Genomic DNA, 7,885 nt, shown 5'->3' on the forward strand with positions numbered 1-7,885 from the left:
GGTTCAAGCTCGGCAAACGTCACCAAGGGCGATGACCGCGTGAAGGAAGCGTTCGTCGAGTTCGACGTGCCGCTGCTGAAGGGCCTGCCGGCGATCGAATCGCTCAGCCTGAATGCTTCGGGCCGTGCGTTCCAGTATGACTCGGTGGATGGCACCGACGAGGTCTGGAAGGTGGGTCTGARCTGGCAGGTCATCCCGTCGCTGCGCCTGCGCGGTTCGATCGGCACCTCCTACCGCGCTCCGGGCCTGTACGAGCTGTACCTGGGCAACCAGACCGGCTTCCTCGGCCAGACCGGCATCGACCCATGCATCCGCTGGGGTGAAAGCTCCAACACCAACTACCAGACCAACTGCGCCGCCGCTGGCATTCCGGCCGACTACGCCGGCAACGGCAGCAGCGCTACCGTCTACTCTGGTGGCGGCGCTGGCCAGCTGATTCCGGAAACCTCGCGTGCCAAGACCGCCGGTATCGTGTTCACCCCGACCTTCGCCAACCTGAGCGTGGCAATCGATTACTTCGATTACCAGGTGAAGAACGAAATCGGCCAGATCACCACCGCCGACATCGTCAAGGGCTGCTACGGCGCTGCCGTGTTCCCGAACGCATTCTGCGGCCTGCTGGTGCGCAACCCGGGTACCGGTGACGAGGCATGGAACATCACCGACGTCTTCAACCAGTACGTCAACATCAACAAGCAGCGTACACGTGGCTACGATCTGACCGCCAACTTCGACCATGACTTCTCGTTCGGCAAGTTCTCGGCCGAAACGCAGGTCACCTACACCATCGAAGATACGCAGCAGGTCTTCTCCAGCGCAGAGGAAAGCGGCCTGTCCTCGAACGAACTGCTGGGTGACATCGGCCGTCCGAAGGTCGTGGGTAACCTGGCACTGAGCCTGACCCGTGGTGATTGGACCTTCAACTGGCTGACCACCTACATCCACAAGACCAAGGACATCGATCTGGATCCGGTGTTCATCTACCAGGGCCGTCCGAACTCCTACCGTGACATCACGGTTGATTCGCGGACCTACCACACCGCTTCGGTCAGCTACTCGCAGGCTGATTGGGAAATCCTGGTGGGCGTCAGCAACATCTTCGACAAGACCCCGCCGCTGATCTCCACCGGTGTGAGCGATGCGCGCTACGGCAACATCGCAGCTTTTGCCACCCAGTACGATCTGTACGGCCGCACCCCGTTCGTGCGTCTGAAGTACAAGTTCTGATCCAGCAAAACAGGCAGTACCCCGACAGACCCGGCTTTTGCCGGGTCTGTCTTTTCCGGTGCCGGCAAGGCCCCCTTGCGCCTGGCCATGACCTTCGACACCCTTGCAGTGTGGGCCGGCGGCGTATCGTTCGGCCCACGGCCGTTCCCCCGGCCCTTCCCTGACTCACTCGGCCTGGAGGCCATTCAAGTGACCCGTACTCCCAAGATCGTGCTGCTGACCCTGGCCGTTTCGGCCGCGCTGGTCGGCTGCGGCAAGAACGAAACCCCGGCAAAGGATGCCACCGCCTCCACGCCGGCCGCGGCCGACGCCGCCACCACCTACAAGCTCGACGAGAGCAAGCTGCCGGCCTACAACGCCTTCCAGGCCAGCGATCTGGACAGCAACCTTGACGCCTGCACCGCCTTCGGCGACTACGTCAACGGCAAGTGGCTGGCCGCCAACGAGATTCCGGGCGACCGCACCAGCTGGGGCGCCTTCACCATCCTCGACGAGCGTTCGGTGGCCGTGCAGCACCAGTTGGCCGAGCAGGTCGCGCAGGTCAAGAACCCGGCCGGCATCGAGAAGATCGTCGGCGACCTGTGGGCCACCGGCATGGACGAAGCCAAGGTCAACGCCCAGGGCATCGAGCCGCTGAAGGCCGACCTGGCCGCGATCGACGGCCTGCAGGACAAGGCCGCCATCGCCAACTACCTGCGCACCAGCGCTGCCAAGGGCGAGAACGTGCTGTTCGGCTTCGGCGCCGAAGCCGACTTCAAGAACTCGGCCGTGAACATGGCCTACGCCAGCCAGGGCGGCCTGGGCCTGCCGGACAAGACCTTCTATACCGATGCGTCCAAGGCCGACAAACTGAAGGCTTACCAGGCCCACGTGGCCAAGGTGCTGGAGCTGTCCGGCGTGGCCGCTGCCGATGCCGCAAAGCAGGCTGAAGAAGTCGTCAAGTTCGAGACCCGCCTGGCCAAGGCGTCCAAGTCCAGCGTCGAGCTGTCGCGCGATGTCTCGCTGTACTACCACCCGGTCAGCCTGGCCGAGGCCGATGCGCTGACCCCGAACTTCAGCTGGACCGAGTTCTTCAAGTCGCAGAACGTGGCCGCGCCGGAGAAGTTCTCGCTGGCCATCCCGGCCTTCCACCAGGAAGTGAGCAAGGCGCTGGGCGATACCGATCCGTCGGTGTGGCGTGCCTACCTGCGCTTCCACACCGTGGACGGCGCCTCGCCGTACCTGGCCGATGCGTTCGTGCAGGAAAACTACGAGTTCTACGGCAAGACCCTCAATGGCCAGAAGGAACAGAAGCCGCGCTGGAAGCGTGTGCTGGGCACCATCGAGAGCGATGCCGGCGAAGCCTTCGGCCAGCTGTACGTGAAGGTCGCCTTCTCGCCGGAAGCCAAGGCGAAGATGGAAGAGCTGGTGAAGAACCTGGCCGCTTCGCTGAAGGAACGCATCCAGGGCCTGTCCTGGATGAGCGAAGAGACCAAGGCCAAGGCCATCGCCAAGTGGGAAACCTTCACTCCGAAGATCGGTTACCCGGACAAGTGGCGTGACTGGTCGGGCCTGCAGACCAACCGTGACAGCTACCTGGGCAACGTGCGCGCGGCCACCGCGTTCAACTACCAGTACAACCTGGCCAAGATCGGCAAGCCGGTGGACAAGACCGAGTGGGGCATGACCCCGCAGACGGTCAACGCCTACTACAACCCGMYSSASAACRMGATCRWSTTCCCGGCCGCSATCCTGCAGCCGCCGTTCTTCKATGCCAAGGCGGACGACGCGCTGAACTACGGCGGTATCGGTGCGGTCATCGGCCACGAAATGACCCACGGTTACGACGACCAGGGCAGCCGCTTCGGGCCGACCGGCAACTTCGAGAACTGGTGGACCGAAGCCGACTCGAAGAATTTCGCTGGCCTGACCGGCAAGCTGGTCAAGCAGTTCGACCAGTACAAGGTCGACGGCCAGGCCGTGAACGGCCATCTGACCCTGGGCGAAAACATCGCCGACCTGGGTGGCCTGGCCACCGCCTACGACGCATTGCAGAAGGCATCGGCCGGCAAGGAAGACGCGAAGATCGATGGCTTCACCCGCGATCAGCGCTTCTTCTTCAACTGGGCCACCGTGTGGCGCACCAAGTACACCCCGGAGAACGCCAAGGTCCGCCTGGCAACCGACCCGCACGCGCCGGCGCAGTTCCGCGCCGTCGGTGCGCCGTCGAACCTGCCGACCTTCACCGCGGCCTTCCAGTGCAAGCCGGGCACGCCGATGTCGCGCACCGGCGACTCGCAGGTGGTGATCTGGTAAGCCACGGCTGAGGCCACGGCTTGCCTGCAGAGGCCCGGGATTTCCCGGGCCTTTGTTTTTCCGCGCGGTGGCCGCAGCCACGCATGGCGTGGCTCTACTGGCGCCGGCGCTTGCCCAAGCCGCTGGTAGAGGCCGACCTTGCTCGGCGCATGGCACAAAGGAGCCACCATGAGGTGTGCATCCCCTGCCCATGCCACCCCCCCGGTAGCGCCGGGCCATGCCCGGCGGAACCACCGTGATGCGTGCATCCCGTGCCCATGCGCAGCTTGCTATAGTTCGCCCGCCCTCAATCCATCACGGATTCGTTCTACATGCCCAACTTCCGTCCGCTTGCCATCGCCCTGGGCATCAGCCTGGCGACCCTGGTTCCGACCCACGATGCGTTCGCCGCCAAGAAGAAGGCCGCACGCGCCCCGGCCGTCAGTGCGCAGTGCAGCGATTTCTACGACGCCACCAACGCAGGCTGGCTGAAGGCCAACCCGGTGCCGCAGACCGGCGCCGCCACCGCACTGGGCCAGCTGGTCGACCGCAGCCGGCAGCAACAGCGTGAACTGCTGGACGCCTCGATGAAGGCGCCGCAGGGCAACGTGCAGAAGCTGCTGGGCGACTTCTGGGCCAGCGGCCTGGACGAAGCGGCCGTGGAAGCCGACGGCTCCAACCCGATCGCACCGCTGCTGACCCGCATCAACGCGATCAAGAAGGCCAAGGATGTCCCGGCCTCGATCGCCGCGCTGCACCAGGTCGGCATCCCGGTGGCCTTCAACTTCGGTCCGGACGTGGACCTGAAGGCGCTGGACCGCCACATCGGTTACTTCATGCAGGGCGGCATGGGCCTGCCTGATCCGGCCTTCTATACCCGCACCGACGCCGACACCGTCGCGTTGATGGGCCGCTATCGCAACTACGTCAAGCAGATCCTCGCACTGACCGGCACCCCGGCCGCCAAGCTGGACGCCGAGTCGCAGGCGGTGATCGCGCTGGAAACCGAACTGGCCCGCAATGCGCAGTCGCTGGCGGGCATCAACAACCCGTTCAACAACTACGCGCCGATCTCCACCAAGGACCTCAACAGCCGCTACCGCAACCTGCAGCTGGATGCGTTCCTGAAGGCGCAGGGCGTCAACGATGACCTGGTGTCGCTGGCCGATCCGGCGCTGTTCAAGCAGCTCGACGGCATGGTCACCAAGCTCAAGCCGGACCAGTGGAAGGCCTACCTGCGCTGGCGCGTGGGCGACTCGATGGCGCCGTACCTGTCCAAGGCCTACCGCGATGCGGAGTTCGAATTCCGTGGCCGCGTGCTGCGTGGTGAAACCCTGCCGCCGCAGCGCTGGGAAAGCGTGCTGGACGCGATCAACGTGGCCGCTGGCCCGATGGTCGGCCGCGAATACGCAGCCCGTTACCTGTCCGCCGAAGACCGCCGCCAGGCGGCCTGGATCGTCGACAAGGTACGTGAAGTGCAGATCGAWGCGGTCAAGMRCARCASCTGGATGAGCGCCGAGGCCAAGACCGAAGCACAGGCCAAGCTGGCCGCGCTGAAGATCGAGATCGGCACCCCGCTGCGYGACCTGGACTACAGCGTGCAGCCGATGGGCCGTGGTTCGTTCGGCGGCAACATGCTGATCGCGTCCACCTGGCGCCACCGCGAGGAAATGAAGCGCATCGGCAAGGGCAACGCCGACCGCCGCTGGGACGTGCTGCCGCAGCAGCCGTCGCTGGCCTATGACCTGGCGCAGAACCGGCTGATCGTCACTGCGGCGATCCTGCAGGGCCCGGTGTTCAACGCCAAGGCCGATGCCGCCGACAAGTTCGGCAGCTTCGGCGGCCTGGTCGGCCACGAGCTGACCCGTGCGATCGATGCCAAGGGTGCGCTGGTCGATGCCAAGGGCGAACTGCGCAGCTGGTGGACCCCGGCCGACAAGACCGCCTGGACCCTGCTCGGCACCCGTGTCGCCAGCCAGTACGGCGCCTACGAGTTCCCCGGCGTGAAGGGGGCCAAGGTCAACGGCACGCTGACCCAGGAAGAGAACCTGGCCGACATCGCCGGTCTGGAGCTGGCCTGGGCCGCGTACACCGCGCAGGAGCCGAAGGCCAAGCCGGCACAGCAGCAGGGCTTCTTCCGCGCCTGGGCTGCGCTGTGGCCGCAGCAGCTGTCGCCGAACGAGGCCGCACGCCGCCTGACCGCCGACATCCGTGCACCGGGCCGCTGGCGCACCAACGGCCCGCTGTCGAACCTGCCGGCGTTCGGCGCCAGCTTCAGCTGCAAGCCGGGCCAGCCGATGCAGCGCACCGACGGCGAGCAGATCAAGGTCTGGCGCTGAGGTTCATGCAACAGCAATAACGGAAAGGGCGCCTTCATGGCGCCCTTTTTCGTCGGTGGACATCACGCGGGCTTCAACGTTCCCCGGTAATGCACGATCCGCCCCACCACCGGCGCGCCGATCTCCACGTCGAAGACGAAGCGCCCATCCTCATCACCCTCGAAACTGTTCTCCCCGGGCAACAGCCACTGCGGCAACGGCAGGCCCAGGATCGACCAGCGTCGCGGCACCAGTTGCAGCCGCCCGTTGTCGACCAGAAGTGCCAACGCTACCGATACCGCACCGAAGCGTTCGACCAGCAGCGCTTCGTTGCGCCCCTGCCCCTGCGTCTGCAACGAAGAGAAACGACGGCCGGCAAAGGTCCGCGTCCAGCGCTCACCACCCGCCTCTGCGGTGAACTCCACGCTGACCGGCACTGCCTCGCCCGCTGCCGGAAAACCGAACACTTTCCCCAGCAACCGCGACAACAACCCACCACCGCGTTCGACCGATGYCGTCCCGCTCCAGCGCTTGGCGGCAGACGGTGCATGCAACGCCTGCACGCTGGCCGGCAGCTGCGCGTACGCGCTGCCCAGCAGGCGCTGGTACAGGCTGGCACCGGGCATGTCGCGGCGGAAACCGGTATGGATCGTGCGTCCGTCGAACAGCCGGTCGTAGTCGGACAGTTCCAGCGCATGCGTGGCCGGGCGTGCACCCGGTGACGGCCGATCACCGGCCAGCTGCTTGCGGATCACCGCTTCGATCGCCATCGACGGAATGTACGGGCCGTCATCGGCCTCGGCCAGCAGGTGCCAGCTCTGTTCCACACGCGCACCATCGCGGGTGCCCACGGCGCGCACGATCATGCCGCCGCGATGCTCGCCGAACTTCATCAGGTTCAACACGGTATAGAACAACCGCGAGCATGGCTCCAGCGATGGCAGTTTCAGGCGCAGGCGCGCCTTGGCCAGCAGATTGAGCACGCGATGCAGGATCTCCGGCACCGGGCCAGCCCCCATCCAGATGTCGGTCATCGTCGGATGTTCGGGTGGCAACACCTGCAGATCCGGCACATCCACCAGCGAGAAATGCAGGTTGCGCAGCGGCAGCCGCCCCGGCACCGCGACGGTGAAGCGGCGACTCTCGGCCAGGCCGATGCCGTGCCCATCGCGACCGTTGCGGCGCAGCTTCACCGGCGCACCGGCATAGCCGACCACCGCACGCATCACGTTCAGGCCGATGCCGGCATAGGGCGATGGCGCGATGCCGCCTTCCACGCTGACGATGTCCATGTGCGTGGCCATCTCGCGCAGCACTGCCGCGGTCAATACCGGGAAACTGCTGACGCCTGACAGTGCGTAGATGCCAGCCGCCCTGGCCTGCGCGTCGTACTGCGAAACCCCGAATACGAAGTCTGCCGCGTCGGCGAAGTCCAGATAATCAATGCCGGCGGCGATGCAGGCTTCGATCGCGCCATAGCGGTGTTCGCCATAGTCCTGGAAAGGACCGGAGGCATCCACCACCAGGTCCGGTCGCTCGGCCTGCAGGGCCGTGGCCAGCCGTTGCCGGTCGACCTGCAGTGGACGCAGCGTCGATTGCCCCACATAGCTTGCGCAGAAGGCCTGTGCCGCCGCCAGGTTGCGGCCACCAATCAGCAGTTCCAGCATCGGCAGGTCGGCCAGCAAGCGGACCAGACGCCCCCCGAACACCCCATATCCACCCAGAATCAGGATCTTCACGCATCATCCCTGTCGTGTCGTCCGGCCATGGTAGCGCGGCGCCGACAGCTCCCGCAGTGCAGCACGATCCGGCATTAACACCGCCCATGCTATCGCTGCGCCTTCGTCCACTGCGGAGCCCCGCCATGGCTCACAAGAACACGATCTGCGTCTGGTATGACAACGGCGCGCTCGAGGCCGCCACGTTCTATGCGAAGACCTTTCCCGACAGCGAAGTAACCGCTGTGCATCACGCGCCCGGCGACTTCCCCGACGGCAAGCAGGGGGACGTGCTCACCGTCGAATTCACGGTCTGCGGCATTCCCTGCGTCGGCCTCAATGGTGGCC

At 65.5% G+C, this 7,885-nt stretch carries 5 protein-coding genes; 4 read left to right on the forward strand and 1 reads right to left on the reverse strand.

What is annotated here, in order from left to right:
* The 3 genes from AC1VAN_RS05725 to AC1VAN_RS05735 all read left to right on the forward strand — a co-directional run.
* A partial coding sequence (locus AC1VAN_RS05725) for a TonB-dependent receptor domain-containing protein (RefSeq protein ID WP_480985422.1) occupies positions 1-1,227 on the forward strand: 1,227 nt, incomplete at its 5' end.
* Between the two features lie 189 nt (positions 1,228-1,416).
* A complete protein-coding gene (locus AC1VAN_RS05730; protein WP_480985423.1) occupies positions 1,417-3,522 on the forward strand; it encodes a M13 family metallopeptidase in 2,106 nt (701 codons plus the stop codon).
* Positions 3,523-3,833: 311 nt separating this feature from the next.
* Positions 3,834-5,840, forward strand: coding sequence for a M13 family metallopeptidase (locus AC1VAN_RS05735; protein ID WP_480985424.1), 2,007 nt, complete (start codon positions 3,834-3,836; stop codon positions 5,838-5,840).
* A 62-nt stretch (positions 5,841-5,902) separates the two neighbouring features.
* Here AC1VAN_RS05735 and AC1VAN_RS05740 read toward each other — a convergent pair whose 3' ends face one another.
* Positions 5,903-7,558 (reverse strand): saccharopine dehydrogenase family protein, encoded by a 1,656-nt coding sequence (locus AC1VAN_RS05740; RefSeq protein WP_480985425.1) that lies wholly within the window; start codon positions 7,556-7,558, stop codon positions 5,903-5,905.
* Between the two features lie 125 nt (positions 7,559-7,683).
* On the opposite strand from AC1VAN_RS05740, the gene AC1VAN_RS05745 reads away from it, so the two are divergent.
* Positions 7,684-7,885 (forward strand): VOC family protein (locus AC1VAN_RS05745; RefSeq protein ID WP_480985426.1); only part of this gene is annotated, 202 nt, incomplete at its 3' end.

It is taken from the genome of Stenotrophomonas sp. 05L44_2 (genome assembly GCF_056665995.1).